Source organism: Brevibacillus massiliensis, from assembly GCF_000311785.1.
GTDB lineage: Bacteria > Bacillota > Bacilli > Brevibacillales > Brevibacillaceae > Brevibacillus_C > Brevibacillus_C massiliensis.
In genome coordinates, this window is the sequence record NZ_HE978541.1 from 81,623 (window position 1) to 105,106 (window position 23,484).

26 protein-coding genes and 4 pseudogenes are annotated in these 23,484 nt (G+C 48.0%); 23 read left to right on the forward strand and 7 right to left on the reverse strand.

The window, feature by feature from the left end; all coding sequences use genetic code 11:
• Window positions 1-10: 10 nt before the first annotated feature.
• From HGBM_RS14610 to HGBM_RS14685, 16 genes and pseudogenes are all read left to right on the forward strand, one after another.
• Complete coding sequence (locus HGBM_RS14610; RefSeq protein ID WP_019121829.1) at window positions 11-1,618, forward strand: gamma-glutamyltransferase family protein; 1,608 nt, start codon at window positions 11-13, stop codon at window positions 1,616-1,618.
• Window positions 1,619-1,770: 152 nt separating this feature from the next.
• On the forward strand, window positions 1,771-2,838 hold the full coding sequence (locus tag HGBM_RS27535) for a HipA family kinase (protein WP_019121830.1): 1,068 nt from the start codon (window positions 1,771-1,773) through the stop codon (window positions 2,836-2,838).
• Between the two features lie 90 nt (window positions 2,839-2,928).
• Window positions 2,929-3,324 (forward strand): annotated as a pseudogene (locus tag HGBM_RS14620) (IS3 family transposase); the annotation flags it as partial.
• Window positions 3,321-3,525: pseudogene (locus tag HGBM_RS31725) on the forward strand (IS3 family transposase); the annotation flags it as partial. The pseudogenes HGBM_RS14620 and HGBM_RS31725, both read left to right, overlap by 4 nt.
• Window positions 3,526-3,732: 207 nt before the next feature.
• Window positions 3,733-4,707 carry a sigma-54 interaction domain-containing protein gene (locus HGBM_RS27540; RefSeq protein ID WP_019121833.1) on the forward strand — a complete coding sequence of 325 codons (975 nt, stop codon included), beginning with the start codon at window positions 3,733-3,735 and terminating at the stop codon, window positions 4,705-4,707.
• 321 nt (window positions 4,708-5,028) lie between these two features.
• Complete coding sequence (locus HGBM_RS14635) at window positions 5,029-6,150, forward strand: ABC transporter substrate-binding protein (protein WP_035287192.1); 1,122 nt, start codon at window positions 5,029-5,031, stop codon at window positions 6,148-6,150.
• Window position 6,151: 1 nt separating this feature from the next.
• Window positions 6,152-7,084, forward strand: coding sequence for a branched-chain amino acid ABC transporter permease (locus HGBM_RS14640; protein WP_019121835.1), 933 nt, complete (start codon window positions 6,152-6,154; stop codon window positions 7,082-7,084).
• A gap of 10 nt (window positions 7,085-7,094) precedes the next feature.
• Window positions 7,095-8,090: a branched-chain amino acid ABC transporter permease gene (locus HGBM_RS14645; RefSeq protein ID WP_019121836.1), complete on the forward strand. Its 996-nt coding sequence runs from the start codon at window positions 7,095-7,097 to the stop codon at window positions 8,088-8,090.
• 31 nt (window positions 8,091-8,121) lie between these two features.
• On the forward strand, window positions 8,122-8,898 hold the full coding sequence (locus HGBM_RS14650; protein ID WP_019121837.1) for an ABC transporter ATP-binding protein: 777 nt from the start codon (window positions 8,122-8,124) through the stop codon (window positions 8,896-8,898).
• The gene (locus HGBM_RS14655) at window positions 8,891-9,871 is read left to right on the forward strand and encodes an agmatinase family protein (RefSeq protein ID WP_019121838.1); all 981 of its coding nucleotides are present in this window, start codon (window positions 8,891-8,893) and stop codon (window positions 9,869-9,871) included. Before HGBM_RS14650 ends, HGBM_RS14655 begins: the two co-directional genes overlap by 8 nt.
• Entirely contained in the window at window positions 9,858-10,565 is a 708-nt protein-coding gene (locus HGBM_RS14660) for an ABC transporter ATP-binding protein (protein ID WP_019121839.1), read from the forward strand. The genes HGBM_RS14655 and HGBM_RS14660 overlap by 14 nt, the downstream gene beginning before the upstream one ends.
• A gap of 32 nt (window positions 10,566-10,597) precedes the next feature.
• Complete coding sequence (locus HGBM_RS14665) at window positions 10,598-11,119, forward strand: L-2-amino-thiazoline-4-carboxylic acid hydrolase (protein ID WP_019121840.1); 522 nt, start codon at window positions 10,598-10,600, stop codon at window positions 11,117-11,119.
• Window positions 11,120-11,142: 23 nt separating this feature from the next.
• Window positions 11,143-12,111: a glutaminase gene (locus HGBM_RS14670; RefSeq protein WP_019121841.1), complete on the forward strand. Its 969-nt coding sequence runs from the start codon at window positions 11,143-11,145 to the stop codon at window positions 12,109-12,111.
• A 153-nt stretch (window positions 12,112-12,264) separates the two neighbouring features.
• Complete coding sequence (locus HGBM_RS14675; protein ID WP_019121842.1) at window positions 12,265-14,310, forward strand: methyl-accepting chemotaxis protein; 2,046 nt, start codon at window positions 12,265-12,267, stop codon at window positions 14,308-14,310.
• A 121-nt stretch (window positions 14,311-14,431) separates the two neighbouring features.
• Window positions 14,432-14,989: a sigma-70 family RNA polymerase sigma factor gene (locus HGBM_RS14680; protein ID WP_035287155.1), complete on the forward strand. Its 558-nt coding sequence runs from the start codon at window positions 14,432-14,434 to the stop codon at window positions 14,987-14,989.
• Window positions 14,980-16,080, forward strand: coding sequence for a hypothetical protein (locus HGBM_RS14685; protein WP_019121844.1), 1,101 nt, complete (start codon window positions 14,980-14,982; stop codon window positions 16,078-16,080). Before HGBM_RS14680 ends, HGBM_RS14685 begins: the two co-directional genes overlap by 10 nt.
• A 135-nt stretch (window positions 16,081-16,215) precedes the next feature.
• Here the strand turns inward: HGBM_RS14685 and HGBM_RS32540 are convergent, their stop codons facing one another.
• Both HGBM_RS32540 and HGBM_RS30820 read right to left on the reverse strand, forming a co-directional pair.
• Complete coding sequence (locus tag HGBM_RS32540) at window positions 16,216-16,446, reverse strand: DUF4367 domain-containing protein (protein WP_147512897.1); 231 nt, start codon at window positions 16,444-16,446, stop codon at window positions 16,216-16,218.
• A gap of 31 nt (window positions 16,447-16,477) precedes the next feature.
• Window positions 16,478-16,966, reverse strand: a complete 489-nt coding sequence (locus tag HGBM_RS30820) for a sigma-70 family RNA polymerase sigma factor (protein WP_161605058.1) — start codon at window positions 16,964-16,966, stop codon at window positions 16,478-16,480.
• An 82-nt stretch (window positions 16,967-17,048) separates the two neighbouring features.
• Here HGBM_RS30820 and HGBM_RS31735 point away from each other — a divergent pair, with 82 nt between their 5' ends.
• Together HGBM_RS31735 and HGBM_RS14695 are read left to right on the forward strand one after the other, a co-directional pair.
• Window positions 17,049-17,156: an ATP-binding protein gene (locus HGBM_RS31735; protein ID WP_222705647.1), complete on the forward strand. Its 108-nt coding sequence runs from the start codon at window positions 17,049-17,051 to the stop codon at window positions 17,154-17,156.
• Window positions 17,157-17,691: 535 nt separating this feature from the next.
• Window positions 17,692-17,976: a hypothetical protein gene (locus HGBM_RS14695; RefSeq protein WP_019121846.1), complete on the forward strand. Its 285-nt coding sequence runs from the start codon at window positions 17,692-17,694 to the stop codon at window positions 17,974-17,976.
• Between the two features lie 54 nt (window positions 17,977-18,030).
• On the opposite strand, the gene HGBM_RS31740 is transcribed toward HGBM_RS14695, so the two are convergent.
• The 3 genes and pseudogenes from HGBM_RS31740 to HGBM_RS32545 form a co-directional block, all read right to left on the reverse strand.
• Window positions 18,031-18,189, reverse strand: a complete 159-nt coding sequence (locus tag HGBM_RS31740) for an ATP-binding protein (protein ID WP_315969958.1) — start codon at window positions 18,187-18,189, stop codon at window positions 18,031-18,033.
• 28 nt (window positions 18,190-18,217) lie between these two features.
• A pseudogene (locus HGBM_RS32105) lies at window positions 18,218-18,328 on the reverse strand (AAA family ATPase); the annotation flags it as partial.
• A gap of 23 nt (window positions 18,329-18,351) precedes the next feature.
• A pseudogene (locus tag HGBM_RS32545) lies at window positions 18,352-18,468 on the reverse strand (hypothetical protein); the annotation flags it as partial.
• A 241-nt stretch (window positions 18,469-18,709) separates the two neighbouring features.
• Between HGBM_RS32545 and HGBM_RS31750 the strand changes: the two are divergent.
• On the forward strand, window positions 18,710-19,081 hold the full coding sequence (locus tag HGBM_RS31750; RefSeq protein WP_081590198.1) for a hypothetical protein: 372 nt from the start codon (window positions 18,710-18,712) through the stop codon (window positions 19,079-19,081).
• Between the two features lie 122 nt (window positions 19,082-19,203).
• Complete coding sequence (locus HGBM_RS31760; protein WP_245552995.1) at window positions 19,204-19,416, forward strand: ATP-binding protein; 213 nt, start codon at window positions 19,204-19,206, stop codon at window positions 19,414-19,416.
• Window positions 19,417-19,526: 110 nt separating this feature from the next.
• On the opposite strand, the gene HGBM_RS14715 is transcribed toward HGBM_RS31760, so the two are convergent.
• Window positions 19,527-19,787, reverse strand: a complete 261-nt coding sequence (locus HGBM_RS14715) for a helix-turn-helix domain-containing protein (protein WP_019121850.1) — start codon at window positions 19,785-19,787, stop codon at window positions 19,527-19,529.
• Between the two features lie 268 nt (window positions 19,788-20,055).
• Between HGBM_RS14715 and HGBM_RS14720 the strand changes: the two genes are divergently transcribed.
• Window positions 20,056-20,508, forward strand: a complete 453-nt coding sequence (locus tag HGBM_RS14720) for a PAS domain-containing protein (RefSeq protein WP_019121851.1) — start codon at window positions 20,056-20,058, stop codon at window positions 20,506-20,508.
• A gap of 10 nt (window positions 20,509-20,518) precedes the next feature.
• Here the strand turns inward: HGBM_RS14720 and HGBM_RS14725 are convergent, their stop codons facing one another.
• On the reverse strand, window positions 20,519-20,884 hold the full coding sequence (locus HGBM_RS14725) for a helix-turn-helix domain-containing protein (RefSeq protein ID WP_019121852.1): 366 nt from the start codon (window positions 20,882-20,884) through the stop codon (window positions 20,519-20,521).
• A gap of 234 nt (window positions 20,885-21,118) precedes the next feature.
• Between HGBM_RS14725 and HGBM_RS27555 the strand changes: the two genes are divergently transcribed.
• Together HGBM_RS27555 and HGBM_RS14735 are read left to right on the forward strand one after the other, a co-directional pair.
• A complete protein-coding gene (locus HGBM_RS27555) occupies window positions 21,119-21,478 on the forward strand; it encodes a response regulator (RefSeq protein WP_019121853.1) in 360 nt (119 codons plus the stop codon).
• Window positions 21,479-21,608: 130 nt separating this feature from the next.
• Complete coding sequence (locus HGBM_RS14735; protein ID WP_019121854.1) at window positions 21,609-23,477, forward strand: flagellar assembly protein A; 1,869 nt, start codon at window positions 21,609-21,611, stop codon at window positions 23,475-23,477.
• Window positions 23,478-23,484: the final 7 nt, after the last annotated feature.

Genomic DNA, 23,484 nt, shown 5'->3' on the forward strand with positions numbered 1-23,484 from the left:
AAGAAAGGTTATGAAATTTGATTCCATGTACTATCCGTATGCATCGCGAGAGACGGCCGTCTATGCAAGAAACGGGATGGTTGCTACCTCGCAGCCGCTGGCTGCCCAGGCGGGGCTGCGAATCCTGCAAAAAGGAGGCAATGCGATCGATGCGGCGATCGCGACGGCGGCTGCATTAACGGTTTTAGAGCCAACCTCCAATGGCATCGGGGGAGACGCCTTTGCCCTGGTCTGGACACAGGGCGGACTGCATGGCCTCAATGCGAGCGGTCCGGCTCCGCGGAGCATATCCTGTGAAGCTCTGGAGAGGGCAGGGTACAAAGAAATACCCAAGTACGGGTTTCTTCCGCTGACAGTCCCAGGAGCTCCTGCCGGTTGGGCAGAGCTGTCGCGCAGGTTTGGCAAGCTGCCGTTTGCCGAGGTGCTGGAACCGGCGATTACCTATGCGGAAAACGGATATCCGCTGACGCCGGTCCTGGGAACATACTGGGCCAAAGCGTACAAAGTGTATAAAGAGCACCTGCGCGGGGAAGAGTTTCAAGGCTGGTTCGACACGTTTGCGCCTCAAGGCAGAGCACCCGAGATCGGCGAAATCTGGAGCTCTCCCGATCACGCCAGGACTCTGCAGGAAATCGCGGAGACGAATGCGGAGTCGTTTTACCGGGGGGAGCTGGCCGAAAAAATCGACCGATTTTCCCGCAAGCATGGCGGCTATCTGCGGTTGGAGGACCTTGAAAGCTACAAGCCGGAGTGGGTGGAACCGATATCTGTCAACTACCGCGGCTACGATGTGTGGGAAATCCCGCCGAACGGTCATGGTCTGGTCGCCCTGATAGCTCTGAACATTCTGAAAGGATTTGACTTTGGCGAGCGGGATACCCCGGGTACGTACCACAAGCAGATCGAAGCGATAAAGCTGGCCTTTGCCGACGGGAAGAAGTACATTGCCGACCCGTGCAGCATGTCCGTCCGGGTGGCCGATCTCTTGTCTGATGCCTACGCAGAAGAGAGGCGGCGACTGATTGGAAAGGAAGCCATACAGCCGGAGCCGGGCAGGCCGCCACAAGGCGGAACGGTCTACTTGTGTACGGCCGATGGAGAAGGCAACATGGTCTCCTTCATCCAGAGCAACTACATGGGCTTTGGGTCAGGCCTGGTGGTGCCGGGTACAGGGATCGCCCTGCACAATCGCGGGCATAACTTTACCCTGGAACAGGGACACGACAATTGCCTGTTTGGCGGCAAACGGCCTTATCATACGATCATTCCGGGGTTCATGACCAAAGACGGCAAGCCGATCGGGCCGTTCGGCGTAATGGGGGCGTTCATGCAGCCGCAGGGCCATGTGCAGGTCGTCATGAACACCGTCGATTTTCATCTGAATCCGCAAGCGGCGCTGGATGCGCCGAGGTGGCGGTGGATTGAAGGGAAGTCGATCGAGCTCGAGCATTCGACTCCTCCTCATTTGGCAGAAATGCTGGCGAGACTCGGGCATGACGTGAACTGGGCCTTGGGCTCCGGGGATTTTGGACGCGGGCAGATCATCTGGCGGCAGGATAACGGGGTCCTCGTCGGAGGCACTGAGCATCGGACAGACGGGCAGGTAGCCGCTTGGTAGGACCTGATTTGACCACCCCTGAAGGGAAGTGACGGGGTGGTCTTGTTTTGTTTGCAGCTATAGGCAAGCACATCAAGTTTTCAATGTGCCGTGACCCATGGAGACAATGCAAATAATGTAGAAGTATGAGGAAACGAAAGAAGGAATACTCGATGGGTACAGCAAAGAAATGGAGGCTTGTCCGAAAATACTCGCGGAAATGCGGTCCTGTCTGGTATGTCAAATCGGAAGAAAAACGGAGAGCGTATTTTAAGTACGTGAACTGGGGATCGATTTTGGCCAACGAATTAATCTGTTACCGTCTGGCCCGGTTAATCAAGCTGAAAGCGGCAAAAATAGAGCCGGTGGAGATTGAAGGTAAGCGAGGAGTCGTTTCAATCGTTCGCCGGGCGCGGAGCCTTTCATCATGGAACGGTCTGTACAGGAAATTGCAGGGAGAGATCCTGAAGCATCTGAAGAAGCCGGAACAACTGCTGCAGACATTTGTGTTTGATATCTGGATCTGTAACGTGGACAGACACGGGGGAAATCTGATTACGTACCGCAAGGGGAAAAAGCTGTACGACTTTTATCTGATCGACCACGGATTGGCTTTACTGGGTGCAGCGAAATACAGGAAAACCGAATGGGATTCTTCCTATTGGGAGCACGTGGCCAAATACAACCATCACTATGTTCGCGGCTTGCGTGCTTCCATTCACAGCTATGAGCAGCTCTCCCCGTTTGTCCGGCAGATACAGGAGATTCCATCCGATAAGATCAAAAAGATTGTGGAAGATGTGCCTTCCTCTCTTCTATCCCGTGAGAAAAAGGAGATCGTCGTCACATTCCTGCTGAATCGCCAACGAAACCTGCACAAGATTGTGAAGCTATGGATGGAGGAATCCAAGATCTGCAAAAAGAAAAAGCGGACCAAAAAGCGTGAGGATATCTCTTCGGCCAAACGACCCGTCGGTGACGCCGGCAAAGCTGTAGTGATCAGCGAACCGCCAGCGACGGAAGCCGTCGCCGGAACGGTGTACCATGCCGCCGAGCCCATACAAGTCACGGGAGAACCAGGCACAGCAAAGCCAGGCACGGAAAATCCAATCACTGAAAATCCAAGCACAGCCATGCCGATACACGATCTTCCGGCTGAAGAAGCCATTTTCGCCGAAGCAGACGATGACCCTTTTGATTACGAGATGGAAGAAGAAGCCGGCGATGAAACAGTTCAATAGGGGTGTCGCCCTTGCCTGAGTGAGAAATTTTCCGGGGCTGAACTGCACCCAAATTGTTAGACACATAACAATTGGAGGTGCAGTTTTTCTATGGTTACATTTACTGCAGACGAGAAATTGTCAGCGGTTCAACGCTATTTAGATGGCGTAAGGAGTTATGAGTCGATTGCTGGATGCAATACGAGCGCAGCGGTGCAGGAGCATGTAGAAAATCCTATACAAGTTTTTCGGCGCAGTTTAAACTCGAAAATGGAGAATACAGTTCCATTCACAAGGAATAGACGTGCAATCAAAGAAAAAGGGGCGTCCAACCATGAAGAAGGAAAACAAGAAAGGAACACCCGTTGAAGGATCAGTCGAAGCACTGTAAGAAGAAATAGAGCGTTTACTTATGGAGAATGCTTTTCTAAAAAAGTTGAACGCCTTAGTTCAAAGCAAGGAAAAATTACAAAGCAAGATAAAGCGCAAACAGTCTTTACGCTTCGGATCAAGGCTGGCATCATCAAATGAGTACATACCAACACGCATGAGAGTATGTCGCGAAAAGGGAACGGTTAGGATAACGCATCCCAGGAGTTTGAAAGCATGGAACATTTAAAGCAGGAATTGGAAAAATATATCGATTATTATAATCACAAACGAATCAAGGCAAATCTTACATGCTGTTTCATCAAAGAACCAGTCTAACTTTTTGGGGTCACTTCATTTCCTGTTTTCATTTAATTTAAACTTGTTTATAATCATTGAAAAGCAAAATACATCTGCGTACCCCGTTTCGTCTGATGGATTTTGCGGTAATATCCGAGTAAGAACATTGGATAAGAGGGAGGAATGGAACGCATCTTATGACGAGAGAGACCATGCTGCAAGAAAGGAGGCGAACCAAGAAGGCAAATGCAGTACGACCAATGCGGTTTTTTTGATCAAAGTTATCTGGTCATGAATTCGGATGCGATGAAGTCCGTTTACAAATCGATCGATAACGTGGCGAAGTACGATTCGACCGTGCTGATCCTCGGTGAATCAGGTGTGGGCAAAGAAGTGCTGGTCAAGCGGATTCACGATTCAAGCCCTCGCGCCAAAGGGCCGCTTGTCCGGATCAACTGCGGAGCGATTCCCGATAATCTGATGGAATCGGAGATGTTCGGGTATGAAAAGGGGGCTTTTACCGGTGCGACCAATCAGGGCAAGCTGGGATTGATTTCCCTCGCCAATAAAGGGACTCTGTTCCTGGACGAAATCGGGGAATTGTCGCCGGCGATTCAGGTCAAGCTGCTGCGGGTCATTCAGGAGAGGCATTTCTATCCGATTGGCGGAGTGAGACCGGTGATGGCAGACGTCAGGTTTATCGCTGCGACCAACAAAAACCTGCGCAGTATGGTAGACAGCGGGAAGTTCCGGGAGGATTTGTACTACCGGCTGAACGTCGTTCCCATCATCGTGCCCAGCTTGCGGGACAGAAAAGAGGATATTCCCCAGCTGATTCAGTTCTTTTTGCAGAAGTTCCAAAAAAAGTACAAGAAGTGCATGACAATCACCGAATCGGCCTGCCGTTTGCTGTGCGAGTATGATTGGCCGGGGAACATTCGGGAATTGGAGAACATGATTGAGCGTTTGATCGTCACTGCTACTTCCGATGTCATCGTCTACGACGACATTCCCGAGGAGATACTGGTCAAGGGGGAGCAGAAGCCCCGTTTTACCGGAAAGACCCTGAAGGAATTGATGAGTGAGTACGAGTGCCAGATCATCAAAACGGCCTTGCAAAATCAAGAGTCGTTGAACAAGGCAAGCAAGCAGTTGGGGATTGACGTCTCGACCCTCTCGCGCAAATGCAAAAAATATCAGATAGCGATTCCATCCCGATAGGCAAATATCGACAGTTTTTTGCGATTTCGCAAAAACATTTGTTATTTTGCAATATGCAAGATGGAGACAATTTTGAGTTTGTTGCGTTTTTGCAAAATATACTCGGTTGAACCTGCAAAATTCGACAACTTTCCGCTTTCTTTTGTTGGCATGAAACTTGCTATTTTTGCTATTATAGTGGTACAGGATTATTCGAAGGGGGAATTTGCCGATATTTGTGACCGGTGTTCTGCCGCTTGAAAGAGAAATGTTTCGATGCGGTAAAAGTGATTTGCAAAGAGTTTTAAAAGTCGAAAAAGGGGGATTTTTATCGTGAAAAAAATGATGACTTTATTAGCAGCTTTTTCACTTATCGCGGGAGTCCTTACCGGTTGCGGCAACAGTTCGGGCGGCTCTGGCGGAGACACGCTGAAAATCGGTCTGGCAGCACCGCTTTCCGGGGCTTCCGCACAGGACGGACAAGCCATTAAAAAGGGTGCCGAGCTGGCTGTAAAACTGGCGAATGACGCCGGTGGGGTAAACGGGAAAAAGATTGAGCTGGTCGCAGAGGACGACAAGACCGATCCGAAAGAAGCGGCGATTGTCGCCAACAAGCTGGCGACTGACTCTTCCATACTAGCGGTAGTCGGACACTTTAACAGTTCCGCTACGCTGGCCGGAGCGCCGATTTACAACAAAAACAAAGTTGTGGAGATTTCTCCGGGATCCAGCTCTCCTGCTGTTACCGATGCGGGCCCTTACACGTTCCGCGTCATCACGACGGATGCCTATCAAGGTGAATACGTGGCGAAATGGACTGCCGAAGAAGGCTTTAAAAAAGTTGCGGTGATCTACGAGAACACGGATTACGGTTTGGGCTTGGCAGATGTGTACAAGAAGGCAGTAGAAGCAAACGGCGGACAAGTAGTTGCCATGGAATCCTACATTCTGGGCCAAACCAAGGACTTCTCGCCAATCTTGACCAAGATCAAGCAGCAGAATCCGGATCTTCTGTTTGTCGGCGGTCTGTACAATGAGGCAGCTCTGATCGCCAAGCAATCCAAGACACTCGGGCTAAACGTTCCGTTTATGGGAGTGGACGCGCTCTATTCCAATGCCTTGATCGATCTGGGCGGAGACGCCGTAGAAGGATTCATGCTGCCCGGCTTCTTCAATTCTTCCAGCGAGAAAGAAAACGTCAAGGCTTTCGTGAAGAGTTATGAAGAGGCGTACAAAGAATCTCCGAGCACCTATGCTGCTTACGCGTTTGATGCAACGCAAATCCTCATAAAGGCGATGAAGGAAAAAGGAGCAGACCGCCAGTCGATTGCCGATTATCTCACGACGCTGAAAGGCTATGAAGGCGTAACCGGCGTACATGACTTTGACGAAAACGGCGATGTCATGAAAGAACCTGAGAAGCTGATTGTGAAGGACGGTAAATTCCAATCATACACGAAATGACATGTTCCCGGGTGAAAGGATCGATCCTTTCACCCGAGATTCCCTCAAAGGAGCGATCGAATTGCTGTCTCAACAAATAATTAACGGGATCACGATCGGAGCGATATACGCGCTAATTGCCCTCGGGTATACGATGGTCTATGGAATCTTGAAAATTGTCAACTTTGCTCATGGCGATATCTTCATGATGGGTACATTCTTCGGTCTGTTCATTCTCAAGTATTTTAACGCCCCGTTTTTTCTCGCATTTATTCTGTCCGCGTTGTTTACCGCTTTGCTCGGCATGGTAGTGGAGAGGTTGGCCTATCGCCCGTTGAGATTTACCGACAGGATTGTTCCTTTGATCAGCGCTATGGGTGTCTCCATCTTCCTCGTGAATCTGGCCCAGTTGGTCTGGGGAACGGAAACACACCCATTTCCCAAAGTGTTTCCTATCAAGACGTATACGTTTAACGGTATGACAATCTCCAGCATTCAGATTTTAATCCTGGTCTTGTCGGTCATCCTGATGATCGGACTTCATCTGTTCGTGACGAAGACACGCATCGGAACAGCGATGCGGGCGACCTCGATGAGCATCACGAACGCCAAATTGATGGGAATCAACACCAATTTCATCATTGCGATTACGTTTGCCGTCGGTTCGGCTTTGGCTGCCGCTGCGGGAATCCTGGTGGGAATCTACTATGACGCCGTTTACCCGACGATGGGATACACCGCAGGCTTGAAAGCATTTACTGCGGCCGTATTGGGCGGAATCGGCAATATTCCGGGAGCCATGGCAGGCGGCCTGCTCCTGGGGATCACCGAGAACCTGGGTGCTGCTTACATCTCGTCGCAGTATCGGGACGCCATTGCTTTCATCATCCTGATCGTGGTCCTGATGGTAAAGCCGACAGGTATCTTTGGCAAAAAAGAAATAAACAAAGTGTAGGTGGGACCATTTGAAATCAACGAGGTTGCTCAAGATTGTCGCTGCGCTGCTCATTTTGGCCTTGCCGCTCTGGTTGAGAAATGAGTACATGCTGCACATTGCCATTTCCATCGGCATTTACATCATGCTCGCACTCAGCCTGAATACGATTGTCGGGTATGCCGGCCAGTTTGCGCTGGGACACGCCGCGTTTTACGGAATCGGCTCTTATGTAACGGCCTTGCTTTTGCTCAATACCGACCTCTCGTTCTGGCTGGTGCTGCCGATTGCCGGACTGGTGACAGGCTTGTTCGGGTTCATCCTGGGAAGTCCCGTCATCAGGCTGCGGGGGGATTACCTCGGGATTGTTACATTGGGCTTCGGGGAAATCATCCGCCTGATTTTTGTCAACTGGGTGGATGTGACTCGCGGTCCGATGGGGCTGCCCGGCATTCGCTCTCCAGAGCTGTTCGGATACACCTTTACCAGTTCAGCCGACTTCTATTACCTGGTGCTGGTCTTGGTGGCGATAACGGTATTGGTCATCTACCGGGTTGTTCACTCCGGAATGGGGCTCAGCCTGCTGACCGTGAGGGAAGACGAGGTTGTCGCCGAATCGATCGGAATTCGCCCGACCAAATACAAGCTGATCGCCTTTACGATGGGCGCGCTGTTTGCAGGTGTCGCCGGCGCTTTTTACGCTACCTACATCTCCTTCATCAGCCCGGACTCCTTCCTGTACACAGACTCCGTGATGATCCTCGCCATGGTGGTGCTCGGCGGGATGGCAAGCGTCACGGGATCGATCCTGGGTGCGATCGTCCTGGTCGTCACGCCGGAGCTGCTTCGCTTTGCCAGCGACTACAGAATGATGCTGGTCGGCTTGGCGATTGTGTTGATGATGGTCTTCAAGCCGCAGGGCTTCTGGGGTGAATCGCGGCGAAAGCGCAATTTCTACGGCAAAGAGTTGGCTGACAAACCGCAAAAAAGCGCGGCTGCCGTATCTGATTCCAACAGCGCAACCTAGATTGCGGCAAGCCAGGAGGTGAGACAACGAGATGGAAGTATTGAAGCTGGAAGGCGTTACCGTGAAATTCGGCGGTCTGGTCGCCGTCAACAATGTGGATCTGACGATGAACAAGGGAGAAATCCTCGCCTTGATCGGTCCGAACGGGGCGGGGAAAACAACCCTGTTCAACCTGTTGACCGGCATTTACACCCCTACGTCGGGCAGGATCACGTTCAAGCAGAAGGAGATCAATGCCTTCAAACCCTATAAACGGGTGGAGATGGGGATTGCCCGTACCTTTCAAAACATCCGGTTGATCAAAAGCTTGACCGTGCTGGAAAACGTCCTGGTCGCTCACCCGGAGTGTCATTCGGAGGGGCTGTTCCAGTCGATTTTCCTGACGCGGGCTGTGAAGGAAAAACGAAAGAGGATTGTCGAGGAATGCATGGATGTCCTGCGCACAGTGGGGCTCCACGCAAAGGTGAATGAACTGGCCAACAACCTGCCGTACGGCGAGCAGCGGCTGCTGGAAATCGCCCGGGCGATGGTCACCAAGTGCCAACTGCTTTTGCTCGACGAACCGGCGGCCGGGATGAACTCGCAAGAGAAGCAGTCCCTGGTCGATTTGATTCGCTTGCTGTCGAAGAAGTACGAGATGGAAATCTTGCTGATTGAACACGATATCCGCATGGTAATGAGCATTGCAGATCGTGTCGTCGTTCTCGACCACGGAGAGAAAATTGCCGAAGGCGTCGGAGCAGAAGTTCAAAATAACCCGAAAGTCATTAAGGCCTATTTGGGAGAGGAGATCGATGAAAATGAGTGAACAAAACATCTACGGCAACACACCATGCTTCCTGGGAGGAAAAAACATCTCGGCGGACGGCAATACAGATGACGTCGATGTCGTGGTTTACGGCGTTCCGTGGGAAGGAGCAGTCACTTGGGGCGACTACACAGGCTGCGAATTGGGACCAAAGGTAATGCGCTTGTGCTCGGCCCGCTACACCGGTTATCTGCCGGAATTGGACCACATTGACGTATTTGAGCACGTGAAAATTGGCGATTTGGGCGATGTCGATGTCGTTCCTGCCGACGTAGCGGAAAGCGTCAGCCGGATTGAGAACTTTGCGGATAAAGTATGGGCCACCGGCAAGTTTCCGATCGCGCTTGGCGGCGACCACGGCATTACGTACCCGATCGTCAAAGCCCTGAGCCAACGAGTGAAAGGCAAGGTCGGCATTATCCACCTGGATACGCACTACGACAATAAGCCGCACTATGCCGGCGATCCGTTTGCCCGCTGCTCGCCGTTTGCCCGCCTGTATGAAACCGAGGGCGTGCGCAACGAAAGCATCGTTCACATGGGGATTCACGGTCCGAGAAACGCCGCCGACAACGGCAGACTGGCCAAGCAGGTAGGAGCGACGACGATTACGCTGATGGATATTCGCGCCAGCCGCGATCTGAAGGAATTGGCGAGAAAAGCGTACGAGATCGCCAGCAAGGATACGGAAGTGGTCTATCTGAGCATCTGCAGTGACGTCATGGACTATGCGTTTAATCCCGGCGGTCCGGCTGACGGCAACGGTTTGACTTCTTTTGAGCTGCTGACGCTCGTCTATGAATTCTGCAAGATGGGCATCCGCGGCATGGACTTCGTAGAGGTGTATCCGCAGCAGGATCCCAACAAGTTTTCGGCGCATTTTGCCTCCACTCTCGTTCTGTACGCGCTGGCGGGCAATATCCACAAGAACTCCAAATCCGACAGAGGAGTAAAGGAACATGTTGCAAATTGAGGGGCTCTCTATCCACTATGGCGTCATACCGGCGGTGAAGAAACTGAATATCGAAGTAAAGCAAGGAGAAGTGGTCACCTTGATCGGGGCCAATGGTTCCGGCAAAACGACGACTCTGCGCGGCATTTCCGGTATTACGAGAGCCAAGGAAGGCAAAATCCTCTTTCAGGGAAAGGACATTACCAAAATGGAGGCCCACCAAATCGTCGCGATGGGCATCTCCCAGGTGCCGGAAGGACGCGGTGTCTTCCCGGATTTGAAGGTGATTGAAAACCTGTACATGGGCGCTTACCTGCGCCGGGACAAAAAGCAAATCCAACGGGATGTGGAGGAGGTATTTCACCTCTTCCCCCGCCTGGAGGAAAGAAAGGAACAGGTAGCCGGAACGCTCAGCGGCGGAGAGCAGCAGATGCTGGCCATGGGCAGGGCGCTTATGTCCAAGCCCAAACTGCTGCTGCTCGATGAACCGTCCATGGGACTGGCGCCGATCATCGTGAAAGAGATCTTCAAGATCGTCAAGCGGATCAACGAAGAGGGGACGACAGTGCTGCTGGTCGAACAAAACGCCAACATGGCGCTTTCGGTCGCCCATCGCGGATACGTCCTGGAAACAGGGGAAATCGTGGAGCAAGGCACGGTAACAGAGCTGCAAAACAACGACAAAATCCGCAAAATTTATCTGGGCATACATTAATTGAGATAAAATAAGAGTGGAAGGTGAAACCTATGACGGAGGAAAAAGACACCAAACAACAAGAGGAAAAAGAGCGCTTGGAACCCGTCTCGATGTATTCGATCATGGCGAAGCTGTTTGCCTGTGTAGCCAAAGAGGTAGTCGACCGTTTCGGCGAAGCGGGCAAGGAAGCGGTTATGGAAGGCGTCAGGGTGTTTGGAGAAGAGCGCGGCCGGGAGATTGCCAAAAGAGCGGCGATGGTTGGCGAGCCCAACGGGATTGAAAATTACCTGCCCAATTACGACATGGGCCGCTCCACTCTCTTTGAGTATACGACTGAGATGCATCCGAACGTCATTGAGCAGAATTTCACCAAATGCGCGTTCGCGGATCAGTGGAGGAAGGATGGAATGGAAGAATATGGAATCCTCTACTGCAAAATGATCGATCCTGCGATCGCCCGCGGCTTTAATCCGAACTTCGAGGTCGTTCACGACAAGTACCTGTTGAAAAATGACGGCGCGTGCCACTTTCTGTTTCAAATGAAGGACGACAAGGAAAAAGAGACCAACTAAGCATCCAAAGGAAATGATCCTACGTGAAACAGGCACATACAGAGCAATGGTCAGCACTTCTGCATGAATGGGTCGAATCCGCCCGTTCGCACCACGTCGAAGGGCGGTGTGCGGATTATATCCCCGCTTTGGCGAAGGCAAATCCAGCAGATCTGGGAATTTGCCTCTGCGCTGCTGACGGCACTACCCTTCAAGCAGGGCAGTGGGACGTGCCTTTTACCATGCAGAGCATTTCAAAAGTGATCAGCTTTATCGCCGCTTGCATGGACCGCGGTATTTCCCGGGTAACCGAATCGGTAGATGTCGAACCTACGGGGGACCCCTTCAATTCGATCGTTCGCCTGGAAAATCGCCCTGGCAAACCGTTTAACCCGCTGATCAATGCCGGGGCGATTACGGTGGCCTCGCTGCTTCCCGGTGCCACGCCGGCAGAAAAGCTGGAGTGCGTGCTGCATCTGCTGGAGAGAATCGTCGGGAAGCGGCCAGCGATCAATGAACAAGTGTACCGCTCGGAATGGGAATCGGCGCACCGCAACCGCGCTCTGGCCCACTACCTCAAAGAGCTGGGATATCTGGAGTCGACAGTAGATGAGGCGCTGGAGGTGTACTTTAAGCTCTGCTCGATAGAGGTGAACACGTCCCATCTGGCAGAGATCGGGCTGACGATCGCCTGCGACGGAATGCATCCGCTTCGTGAGGAAGCGATCATTCCGAAAGAGGTGGCAAGGGTCAGCAAAGCGCTGATGCTTACCTGCGGCATGTACAACGCTTCAGGCAAGTATGCCGCCTATGTCGGTGTCCCGGCCAAAAGCGGGGTATCAGGCGGGATCATGGCAGCTGTTCCTCCCCGGGTAAGAGACGAACGGCTTCCTTTTCTCGGCGGCTGCGGCATCGGCATCTTCGGTCCCGCTGTAGACGACAGCGGGAACAGCGCGGCAGGAGGCGTCCTGCTCAGGCAAGTTGCGGCTCAGTGGGATTTGAGTATATTTTAGGCGGCAGCGTGTACCGCTTAACAATCCTCGCATGTTTGGCGAGGATTTGATTTTGTTTTTTAAAGTTTTAATATTTCTTCAATTTCTATTATGTTTAAGTATAGAATTTAGCGGGAATTGAACATTAGTTGTACTTGTTAGGAGGGGAGAACCTTGTTTTTGCTGAATACCATACGCAAAAAACTTATATTCACTTTTATCTTGATGGTCATTTTACCTATTTTCATTATCAGCTTTATTTTTTATTCCTCGATGAGCAGCAAAATAGCCGAAGACTTTAACAAAAGTATTTTGCAAAACATGGGTCAGTTTGACGGCACGTTGAGTGCCCACCTGATCGAGCTGAAAAACAGCGTTACATATCTGGCAGAACAATCGGAATTGAAACATATGGATTCGACGATTCGGGTCTACAAAGATGGAAATCCAGGGCCGGCGCAAGAGATGGAGAAGATCATCGAAAGGGAATTCGACAGATTCATCAAATCACATCCAGACTACTCGTCGGCGTGGCTGGGAACGGAATACGGCGGGTTTCAGGAATACAAGAACGACGGCAGCGGAGTGGATAAGGGTTACGATCCCCGTGAGCGCGGCTGGTACAAGGCAGCCAAGGAGAAGTCGGGCACTGCCGTGTTGATCGAGCCGTATCTGTCGATTCACAACACGATTGAGGTGACTGCGGCCAGGACGATAACAGATGAATCGGGCAAGGTGATCGGGGTCGCGGCGGTAGCCATGGAACTAGACAAATTCTCGAGCTTGATGGAAAGCATCAACACGCAAAAGACGGGAAGTCTGCTGCTGGCCTTGCCGGATGGCACGATTCTCACAGATCCCCAGCGTCCGGAACTGAGCTTCGAGCCAATCTCCAAGCTGGGCATTCCCGAACTGAACGACCTGTCCAGCTTGGCCGACGGTTCGTACGAGATGAATTACAACGGTCAAAAGCACCTGGTCAACATCCTGACTTCACCGGTGACAGGCTGGCGCTATATCGGGTTGGTGGAGTCCAAAGAACTGCTTTCCCAGCTCGACTCCTTGCGAAACCTGATCATTATCGCAAGCTTGATCATTATCGCGGCGGCTGTTGTGATCGCATACGTGTACGCGAATCGTTTTTCCAAGCCGATCAGGCTTATCACCAGCCATGCGCAAAAGGTAGCCGCCGGCGACATTACGGAGACGATCTCCTATCGTTCCAAGGACGAGCTCGGCACCTTGACCAAGCACTTTAACGAGATGACTGAAAGCTTGCGTGAGATTGTCAACCGGGTCAAGGAGACCTCGTCAGAAGTAAAACTATCGGCTGAGAGCGTCATGACCAGCTCGGCCGATGCCTCGCTCGCCTCCAATCAGATTGCGGTGACGATGTCGGAAGTCGCGGCAGGGACGAGAGGACAAGTCACCAACATCCAGGAAGGCTCCATCGCGATGGAGGAAATGTCCAATGCCGTTCAGCGCGTGGCCGAATCGGCGTCTTCCGTGGCGGAACTGGCCGTCTCTACGTCCGAACAGGCCGCTGAGGGTGCGAAGCGCATCGAAAAGTCCGTGATGCAGATGAACACGATTCATGAAGTGACGAACGAAACCGTAGAGGTCGTGAACCGCCTGGTCATGCGGACGCAAGAGATTGATCAGGCTCTGGAGACGATTACCAACATCGCCGATCAAACCAATTTGCTGGCGCTCAACGCGGCAATCGAGTCTGCGCGGGCCGGCGAGCACGGTCGAGGCTTTGCCGTCGTCGCCGACGAGGTGCGGAAACTGGCCGAGCAATCGCGGGAATCCGCAAACGAAATCAACGAATTGCTTCGCCAAATCCAGGAAGATACCAGCGCGGCCGTACAGGCGATGGAGAGAGGACAAGCAGAGTCGAGTCACGGCATGGAAGCCGTGCGCGAAGCGGGAGTGGCGTTCGAACAGATCGTGAAAGGGATCAACGATATTACCTTCCAAATGCAAGAAGTGTCTGCTGCATCAGAAGAGATGTCAGCCGGTATCGAAGAAATCAACGCTTCGCTCGAAGAGATCGCCGCTGTCTCCAAGCAGGTGGCGGACCAGACCAATGAAACGGCTGCCGCCGCACAGGAGCAGGCAGGAACAATGGATAGGATGACGGCCCTGTCCGATCATATGAAGCTGGTCTCCGAGGAACTGGAGAATCTCGTCTCGCAATTTAAAACGGAAAAAGACTGAGGAAATGAGCCGATGGCTTCCTTTACGCAGGAAGCGTCGGCTTTTTGCTTTTTGACGCATGGGCGATGTCGGGCTTGTCCTATCGTTGTAAGATGTAAGAAAAACCTCGCTGCGCGATCTAATGAAGGAAGGGGGGAGAAGGTTGGAGAGTGCAGAGATCAGTTTGGCCAAAACAACAGAGGCCCAGTTTGAAGAACTGCTGAAGGACTATCTGCAGAAAGTGCTGCGCCTTGTTTATTCCATCGTGAAAGACCGCAACCTGGCAGAAGATATCACGCAGGAAGTCTTTTTAAAAGCGTTTCGAAGCATGCCGTCCTTTCGCGGGGAGAGCTCGCTGAAGACGTGGATCTACCGAATTGCCGCAAACGAGGCGAAGAAGCACGTCAGATCCTGGTCGTTCCGCCATCTCTTCTTCCGTGCCGAGGTAGATGCCGGGGTGGCGGAGGATGCGCAAGCGACGATCTTGAAAAACGACCAGCGACACCAATTTGCAAGATTGGTCATGAGGCTTCCGGGCACGTACCGTCAAGTCATCATCCTTCATTACTATGAGGAGCTGTCGATAGAGGAAGTCGCGGAGGTGCTCGGGACGACGGCGGGAGGAGTATACACCAAGCTGCACAGAGCTCGCAAAAAGCTGAAAGAACTGCTGGAAAAGGAGGGGGCAGAATGGATTTAGAAAGAATGCTGCAACAGTTCAAACAGACGGCGGATGAAACGATTTTTCGAGACATCCGTGACACGACGGCACTGGAGAAGCGAATTCGCAGCAAGCTGCGGGAGCAGAAAAAAAGCAGATTGGGGAAGGCCTGGCCTGCCGGCATAGCGGCAGCCGCAGCTCTGATCTGTTTCCTCTGGCTGCCGGGGTCTATCGTGGAGAGCCCGACTGATCCTGGCCGCCCGGCTGTTCCCGGAGCAATCCATGGCGGCGGATGGGCCCCTCCAAGCGATCAGGAAATCGCGGAAAAGGTAGACGAGTTAAAGCAGCAGATGCAGATCGGGATGACACAGGAACAGGTAAAAGAACTGCTCGGCCCTCCTGACTATGTGGTCCAGCGTGAAAGCGGCGATATCGAAAAAGCAAACGAATTCTGGAACTACAGCTATTTTAAACAAACGGGATATGAACCGGCCCAGTCAGGTTTCACAGTAGACGAGGAGGGTCTTCGCACGAGAAAGGTGGGCGCCAACCTGTTCCTTTCCTGGACCTGGAAAGAACAGAAGCTTCACCAGTTTTCTCTCTCCTATGCCAAAGGAAAAGATGTGATGCTTTATTCGGTCAATCCGGACGGCACTGTAAAAGAGGAGAATCTCACACACGCCAGCCCGGAGGAGACAGTAGAGCGCGGCCCCTTCACCCTGGATTTGCAGGATGGGCAGAAACAAAGATACGAAGAGTTCGCCAAAACGAAACAGGATAAGGCGCTTGACGGCCTTGCGCCGCTCGATATCATCAAAATGTACTATTACGCCAAGGAGATGGCCGATTACGAGACGCAGTACGCGCTCTACTACCAGGATCACGAAACTGAAATCCCGTCTCGGCAGGAATTTTTGCAGGATCTGAAGACAGATACGGTTGGGGCAGAAAACAGCCGTGCGTTTATCAAAGAGCTGCGGGAGCACGGGAAGCAGTACTCGATCAATCGGCACGATGAGAACAGGGCGGTAGTGTGGATCCGGTTTGATAATAAGCGAAAACCGCTTGGCTTTCAGTTGAAAAAGACACCAAACGGCGTTTGGAAAGTGTGCTGGCTGCCGATTCAATAGGGGAGGGAAGGAATGTTCATTCTGTTCATTGGGCAGTTCAAAATGGGATTCGCGAACAAGGGGAACGTTTCACATCAAGCAGCTTGATTAAGTAAAAATAAGAATAGAGGAGGGATCGTGAAGCGATTCCCTTCTCTACTGAAGTAATCTGGCGATAGCTGGAATCTGCTCTTCAGTTAATTTTCCATAGATGTCGAGCATAACGTTGTCAGACAGCCATTCGAGCCGGGCTCCGCCTTCCGTATATAGAACCGAGACTCCGTTTGCCCCGTTAATATCGACATCCTTGATGATTCCCGATGCCTCGTTGATCGTGGTTCGCCAACCAGTACTATTTTCAGCTAGACTTCGTTGGTCACAACAAATAGGTCTTCCTCGTTATTCTTATATTCAATTCTCAGTTTGCGATCTTCCCATCCGCATCCCGGTAGAGTTTCACCTGAAATTCAGAAAATCCTTCGGGAATGTATCCCACCCGGATCAACGGAGTTTGACCCCGCAACCGTTTCCTGATCTCTTTGTAGGACATTTCTTCCAAGTAGCGGAGGACCAAAACGATCCGGTATTCGACTTTTAGCTCGTATAGCGTTTCGACCCGTGATTCGTTTCGCAGCATGTTTTCTACGATTTCATCTGTTGAATCAGGAAAGTCGCGTGGCTGTTCGTTTTCTTCATAAATCATAACGGAGTCAAGATCGGAAACCTGACGATACTTTTTGTTTTTCCTGATGATATCGAAGGGGGCATTGCGGGCCACTTGTTTGAGCCAGGAATATGCTGCTGGATGCAGTGATAGCTGACCGTCAAAAACGAATATGGGGTCCACACCAAACTCGCCCACTTCCCTTATCGAAAAACGCTGAAGGAATTCGACTTTTCTTTCCAATCCAGCATAGACGAACAAATGGTGCAAAATATTAGAGGGGGATCATCTTGTTAAAGTAACCAGAGGAGAATGTGGAGAACTGATGGGCGTTCAGATCCTTGCGACAGCTATTTTGGATTTGGATAGACTCTTGCACCATTCTCACATTGTCAACATTAGAGGGAATAGTTACCATCTTGTGAAAAGATGAGGACTGGGGCCTACGGCTCGTTTTCTGCCATAAAATTAAAAATTTCCGGGTGGGTCAATTCTAAACCGGCGTCGGTGGTTCAAAATAAAGTCGGCGTTGACTGTTTTTATGATTCGGGTATTTTCTAGAAAGAGACGCACTGCTTTGTTCCAATCCGAGCGATTCGCATACTTCTTTGCGGTTCTTCAGTTAATACCAATTTGCTCTGCAATCGGGAATGGATTAATCTTTCACATCTCGTAAGTATTTGATATAGTGTTGTTGGGCCATTGCCAGCATTCCTTTTATCCTCTCCTATCTGTTTGGCCAAATAGAAGAGTTAGAGGGTTATTTAGTTAGCTGGCAAGGCTTTTTTCATTTTCGGAAAAGGTCTGCACTTTTCGTTTTCCAATGTGTGTACTTTTATTTTGCAAACACAGAGGGGTAACGAATAGCAGTTATTTGGATAGGAAATTCTTAGAATACAAAGGACTTGTCAACGTTATGGTATTAATTATAATATCTACAACAATTTCAACTAAGGGGTGGCTTAAAGGTGTTTAAGATTGGACCCAAATGGATGAAACCGGCGTTTGATCAACGTTTTATTGACATGGCGAGACAGTCAAGTGATCTTCTTGAAGTTGAGCCGCTTCAAGCTAGGCTTAGGGAACTTGATCAGAGGTTGAAAGCGGAATTATCTGAAGAGCAGTATAAGCTCGTTCTAGAATGGGAAGAACTTAATAATACTCGAACTACTATAGAAAAAGAGTGGTTATATTTTGCAGGTTGCAAAGATGGGATTCAGTTATTGCGTGATTTAATGTCAACATCAATCTAAAAATCTTCAAAATCATCAATTGGAATTTCCCCATTTCCAGGGACCAACAAGTCCCTAATTTGGAGGCTGCCCTTTTTCGTCAGGAATTTCTGCTCTGAAGAATCCATCTTTTTTCTTTTCTTTGATTCGGTAACTTTCTCCCTTTATATTTACTGTACTTGCGTTGTGCAAAAGTCGGTCTAAAAATTGCTGTAGCCGATACAGAATCTCCAAATATTTCGCCCCACATGCCGAAGGATTTGTTTGACGTTAGAATAATTGCGCTTTCTCGTATCTTTCTACGACAATTTGAAAAAAGAAATGCTGTAGCGGTTTCATCCATTTTACGGTACCCAATTTCATCAATAATCAAGAGATCTGGCTTTGTAAAGAGACCTAGTTCACGGCGTATCGTTCGGCGTGCTTCTTGTAAACTTGTACCAGGTCATGAGCTGTAATAAAGTAAACAGAGTATCGTTTCGAAATAGCTTCCATTGCCAAGGCGACAGCTAAATAAGTTTTCCCAAATTATTCGAGTCCGTATATATCGATCATTTTTGGCGATGAAACCAGTGATCATTCGAAACCTTTCGAATATGCTTTTCGAGATATTCATAGGGAGTAGAATTCCCCCTTTTCAAGGCTTCTTTTTGAAGACGAAGTATAGGCACTTCATGTGTTGTACCATGAATTCGAACATTTGCAACCGTTATCAAGCCAGTGACGAACCTGCTGATTTAGCTCATTTAGGCCGGTGAATGTTCTGATACGTGGCCAGAAATTTTTTCTTATTTATGCGATATGCCGTTCTCGACCTTTCCCTTCTCCTGAAGAATATGTAGTCAAACGCCGAAAAGAACGCAAGCTGGAACGTGCGGAAAGCCGACTCGAACACCCCGGCGGCGAGGCACAGGTTGATTTTGGTACAGCTGCGCCAGATACCGTGCTGCTCAAGGTGAAATGGGACGAGATCGAGGTTTTGTCGGGCGACAGAGAGTACCGACACCTGGAGCATGTGATGGAAGCCTACGAGACGATTGCGTTCCATGACCGCTCGCAATACCTGCTTGGAGTCCTCCAAGCGGAACTAGGGGCCGAGAAATATCCAGGATTCGCAGGCTCCTGAAAAAAGCCCGGGTTCCACAAATGAAGACATTAGAGGATTATGATTTCGGAACGGTTACATTCCCAGCACATTGCAGCCGTGAGCTTCTAACGGACCTGGCATTTCTCGAGCGGAAAGAGAACGTGATTCTTGAGTTTGGCCAGTGGAACACGGTGTTTGGAGATGCCAGTCTGACAGCAGCACTCGTGGACCGGCTCGTCCACCACGCATACGTCCTGGCTTTCACTGGCGAGTGCTACATGCTACGAAATGCGCTATCCGGAGTAGAAAGCATCATAATCTTCAGCATTGGCCGTGTCTATGTACAAATCCGCAGCGATTCTCTGTATTTTTAACTTGCGAAAAACACACAAAAATCTTTGGCAGACCCTAAAAAAGAGCACATGGATAGTTTTAGCGGAAGGCTGAACCAAACGCTCCTTACGGGTATTTCGGGAAGGTATATTTAATCTTTATGGGGGTTTGTGTATTCTTTCTCTTCCTTTTCAATTTCTACTTCCACTCTTCTAACTAGTTCTGATGGTTTGATTTGCAGCGCTTTAGACAAGGCAAATAAGGTGGGCAGGGTTGGATGGTGAATTCCTCGTTCTAACATGGAGATATATGTTCGATCTAGTTCACTTTCTGTTGCAAGTTCTAATTGACTAATTTTCTTTTCAACTCTTACGGCTTTCAGAACTTTGGCAAAAGACAGTTCTATTGACATGATTTCCCCCCTTGAAATTCTAGTATCCTACCAGAGTAGGGGGATATTCAACGGAGTATACTCTACATTTTTATTTATTTCCAAGTACTTTCTGTGATATTATTGAAACAACAGGGATCTACAATTTTTTACATAAGTCTGTCGAATTATACATAATACATTTCATGTCTCAAAAATGAAGGGCAACGGAAATAAGTGGTGAAAACAATAGACATGCTGTATCACATCGCTCTTCGAGGACTTTTTTAAGATAGAGAGAGGGGAAATATTGAAAGGGTCAAAAGTTACGAATGAATTTTTGAAACGAATGAATATAGAAACAAGTGATTCGGCAATTGATTTAAACAAGATTGTAAGAAAGATGTTAACAAATTACGTGGATATACTCTTCAAAGAAAGATTTTCCGATAAGTATGAACTTCTATGTTGTTTGGATACTAATGGACGTTTTATTTACATTTGTCCAAATCATATTAATGTAATGGGATTTTACCCAGAGGAATTATGTGGGATGAATGGCTTTGAAATCATTCATCCAGAGGATGTGAACAGAATGAATGAATTTTTAATTGAAATGCTAAATTCTAAACAACCAAAAGTAGTGATCTATCGTATCAACCATAAATTGGGACATTGGCTAACCATGAAAAGTATTTGCACACCGTACATTATTGATGGTGAAGTAGCAGCGATGATTAATTTTTCGAATAGGTGTTATTAATATCTGTTAACTACTTCTTTTTCAATTCGTGTAATGTCTTGATAAACGCCAAAATGGCTTTTTTATCGTCAGATGTTAAATTGAGTTGTTCGCCCATGAATTTTAAAGGGTATTTTTGAATTACTTCATCTAAAGGAATCGAAGCCACGTCTTTCAAAAACTCTTTTTCCAGAAAATTTAATTCTGAATCGCTACGACCAAGTAAATAGTCAATTGAAACACCATATAAATCAGACATTTTTTTTAAAAGTTCATTGCTTGGCTGAACATGATTGTTTTCATAATGAGAGTATCGAGCACGGGAAATACCAAGTTGCTCCGCAATTTGCTTTTGAGTTCTATTTCCTCTTAATTTAACTAAACGTTCACCTAACACTCGTAACACTCCTTCCACACTTTTACATTATACGATAGTACATCTTAAATTTAAAAGATAATTTTTTTATCATTGACGATAAGAAATTTATCTTTTATAGTTAGGAAAGATCTGCAAATGTATTCTCGATATTCCCATTTCACAGGAAAACCTATTGAAAAAGTAGGGATGTAAATCTTTAATGATGTAGTGCTTTTGGCGCTAAGTCCCGAATCAAACCACGGGAGGAATTCGATGGCAAGAGTATTAATTGCTGAAGACCATCCTACTGTTCGTATGTTGATTTCAGAACTTGTGACAAATTCCGGACACGAGGTTGTATCCGAAGTGGGCAATGGATTAGAGGCGTTACATTCCTATTTTGTCACGAAGCCTGATTTGATGATTGTTGATTATCAAATGCCCTGTATGGATGGGATTTCTTTAATAGAAGAAGTTTTGAAAATCGATTCTGGTGTCAAGGTTATGGTGTGTTCAGCTGCTATTGATCAGAAAGAAATTCGATCGAGGATTAACAAAAACATCCCTGTTGTTACAAAGCCCTTTGATAACGATAAATTTGTTACATCGATGTTGTTTGCATTAATGGGTTAATCGAGAAGATTAAGGAGAGTTGGTCAATTCTTAAGATATTGGAGGTCCGATCAATTGAAGTAACAAATTCGATTCTATATATGCTAATTGTATTCTTACAAATGTTACATTTCATTGTGGGGTGGTTCCTGTGTCAGATCATATCAGTGAACAAGAAATAATAAAACTATTGAAAAAACTTGATCAAGGACTACAGAAACGAGAAAATAATAGCCTTTTTCTAGAAACCGAGATTAATGAAAAGACTGAGGATGGTTTTATAAAAGTTGAGCAGGGGAAAATCTTCGTTGTAAACCCCACAAACGGTGGAGCTTTCCCCACAATCATAGCCGAGTATCCAGTAAAAATACATGTTGATGGTAAAGAAATTGAGAAGCCGATACAAGTAACTACTGAGAGTATAATAGATTGGTCGATTGATGAAAAACCGTTGTATGAAATAACTGTTTCGGAAGATAAACTGGAATCCTATCTTACAATCTACGCAAAAGTGAGACATCCGTGGCAATTAAACGATAAACCTCCTTCTGTAAACCAGATTATTACTGCTAAGGAGGATAAATCGATTATAATCGAAACCTTAAATCTACAGGATATTCTATCGACGATCGATAGTATGAATATAAAGATGAATCTTGATGTTGTTGCTATTCAACGTGAAATCCTTCAACCAACATATAAACCTGTTGTCATTGCAAGAGGTAAGGCACCTGAACAGGGACAAGATGCCAAATTGGACTTGTATTTTTCTCAACATATTGAACATTTCTTTTTAGAGGTACGGGGGAAAGTCGACTTTAAAAATCATCTTAACATTCCATCTGCTAGAAGAGGAGATATCATTGCCAAGAAAACGCCACCCCAAGAAGGGCAAGCCGGATATGATGTATTCGGCAATGTTGTGCCTCCCGATCCAGTAAGAGATATTCGCATTATAGGGAAAGATAATGTTGAAATTACTTCTGACTTTTCAGTTGTTGCTCAAAAAGAGGGACGACCTCGAATAACTGGTAATCAAATTAAGTACTTTGAAATTAATACAGCCTTTATCGTACCAGGGAATGTGGATATACATACTGGTAACATTGTTTTTTCTGGAGACGTAATCGTTTACGGTGATGTATTGGATAATATGATAATTGAGTCTCTTGGTAATATTTATGTAACCGGCAGTGTTTTTAACTCCACTTTGACTGCAACCGGCAGTATCGCAATAATAGGAAATATCATTGGGAGCAATCTGTATTCAGGGTATTTCGGGATGTTATATAACAGACTGTATAACAGTGCCAAGCAATTATTGGAGTACTTTGAAAAAATGATGGAAAGTACAAAATTATTATTAAGTGAAATCAATAAGAAGAAAATTCAAATTCGCTATGGGCAGATCTTGTTACTCGTAATAGAAAATAAGTATCGACAAGTTTGGGATATCATTAAGGAATTACTCGGCGTTATCGGTTCTGTCCAAAATTACAATAAAAATGATTTGCAGCAACTAAAAGATTATTTAGAGTTATTTCTGCAACCCACTAAGATTGTTGAAGGAATGACGGCTCCTAAAATGGAGGATTTTATGCGTGCATTGAAAGAAGCCTATATGAGAGTTGCTTTAAGTCAGGAATCCAATGTTCAAATTAATATCAATCAAGCTCAGAATTCCACGCTTAAATCAAATGGGGATATTTTAATACGAAAAGAAGGGGTAATTCAGTGTGATCTTTATTCGGCAGGAAATATTATTTTCTTTTTAGATGATTCAGTATGTAGAGGTTCTAAATTAGAGGCAGGTGATACGATATCTGCCATGAATGTAGGAGGAATCACTGGGGTTGGTACAAGTTTGAAAGCAACAAAAAAAGTTATCGTGAAAAAGATGTTTGAAGGTAGAGTGATTGTTGATGGATATAGTGTCGATATTTTTGAACCCGTTGAAAATAGGATTTTTGATCGTAATGGAATCAGTCAAGTTGCGTTAAAAGAGGGTGATTCCGATTGATAACAGC